At 33.4% G+C, this 995-nt stretch carries 1 protein-coding gene; it reads right to left on the reverse strand.

Annotated elements, in window-relative coordinates; translation table 11 throughout:
* Positions 1 to 167 precede the first annotated feature (167 nt).
* Positions 168 to 995 (reverse strand): aminoglycoside 6-adenylyltransferase (ant(6), locus tag SST111_RS06480; protein WP_142350751.1); only part of this gene is annotated, 828 nt, incomplete at its 5' end.

A 995-nucleotide genomic window follows, 5' to 3' on the forward strand; every position in this document is an offset into this window, starting at 1 on the left:
ATAGTACTTTTACAATTTTATCAAAAACGGTTTTATGTGTAAAAATAGTTAGTAAATCATATTTTCCAATTGAGTTACGAGGTAATATACCTCTAATTTCATTTATAACATCAGTACTTTCCATACATTTACACCCCTTGCTTATGGTTAATAATCTTTGCTAATCTTTAAAAATAGTCATTTTCAACATATTTTTTATACATGTCCTCGGTATATCTTGTTATGTTCTTACCATACTCTGGATAATCAAACCCCAGTAGTTCTGCTACCTCTTTGGACACTTCCCTGAACAATTGGTGGCATATAAATAATGACTTCCAAATATTTTCATAGGAATCCATGCGATATGTAGATAATAATCTATTCCATATATCTTCATCAATGTATTTGTTAATATACTTATAATTTTTCCCAACACTTAATGAAAATTCTGTCTTTATCCCAACCTTCCACGACATCATCCTAAGTAGTTCAAACCGTAGAATCTGGTTCAGATGATCGATTGCAAACAGTATCTCTTTGCGGCACAATCCTTTAATAACATAAGGTGTTACATTCCAAAATTCATTGCAGCAATCATCATACTCCCTTGCGCTTGGCTTTCTTACATGATAATCTATATCAGTCGGAACTATGTCCCTTTTAATTCTACAATCTTTATCAATTAGAACCTTTATCAATTTATCGTCATTCAGGTAGTTTCCCAACTCTTCCAGGGGCAATAAGGTAAGGTCTATTTTATTATAATCATCAAAAAGTATTATATAGGAGTAGCCTTTCTCTTCAGCCGGGAATAGTTCCATATCCTCCGGTTTTTGCATCATTATAATATTCCCGAAGCTTTTAAGCCATTCATCCTTTAAAGTAAAGGATTCCACATCTGTTACGAAGTATGTGACATCATAATCCTGGAATTCGTCCTTAGGTATATTAATATTTGCGCGTGACCCCTCAAGGGTCACAATTCGAATACGTTCATCCTGTTCTGCTAAAGA

It is taken from the genome of Streptococcus suis YS161 (assembly GCF_002760245.1).
GTDB lineage: Bacteria > Bacillota > Bacilli > Lactobacillales > Streptococcaceae > Streptococcus > Streptococcus suis_I.